Genomic DNA, 549 nt, shown 5'->3' on the forward strand with positions numbered 1-549 from the left:
CAAAGATGACGACGGCGCTGCTCGACCGGCTGACCCATCATTGCGAGATCGTTGAGACGGGAAACGAATCCTGGCGCTTTAAAAACCGATCTCAAAGCTAAAGCCGAAGAGCCCCAACACCCGCACTTGGCCCACCCTCTGCAACCCCGGCCAGCGCCGGGCAGGCCAAGTGCTGATCGTTTATAAGGGGGGTGAAGATTGGACGCCGATATGGGGTCAGAATTCCGCGCCGGTTGACAAGAGTGGTCCAAATCGTCCGCCCACAGGGGCTGGGCGGAGCGGCGCGCGGCAGCAGCCCAAATCAGCCCGCAAAATAGCATTTGGACTCGCTGGCGGCTTCACATGACCCCCAGATGACAGTCAGCTTTTGGCACTGTGCCATGTTCTGGATTCAGCATGGCGCCTCACACGTGGAATGGCGCGCCCTGAATGGATGATCCGATCTGGGCGCGGGACTGACTGTCGACGAAATCACAGGAGTCCGCTTAAAAATCCGCATTGCGTTGGCGGAAACTCGCGGTAAAAAGTGAGTGTGGTACTATCCTTAAC

Annotated in this window: 1 protein-coding gene; it reads left to right on the plus strand. The window is 57.9% G+C overall.

Going from position 1 to position 549, the window contains the following annotated elements; all coding sequences use genetic code 11:
• Positions 1–101: ATP-binding protein (locus AB1462_RS31610; RefSeq protein ID WP_367249010.1), on the plus strand; the 101-nt coding region annotated here is incomplete at its 5' end.
• Positions 102–549: the final 448 nt, after the last annotated feature.

It is taken from the genome of Pseudomonas sp. SB113 (assembly GCF_040754745.1).
GTDB classification, from domain to species: domain Bacteria; phylum Pseudomonadota; class Gammaproteobacteria; order Pseudomonadales; family Pseudomonadaceae; genus Aquipseudomonas; species Aquipseudomonas grimontii.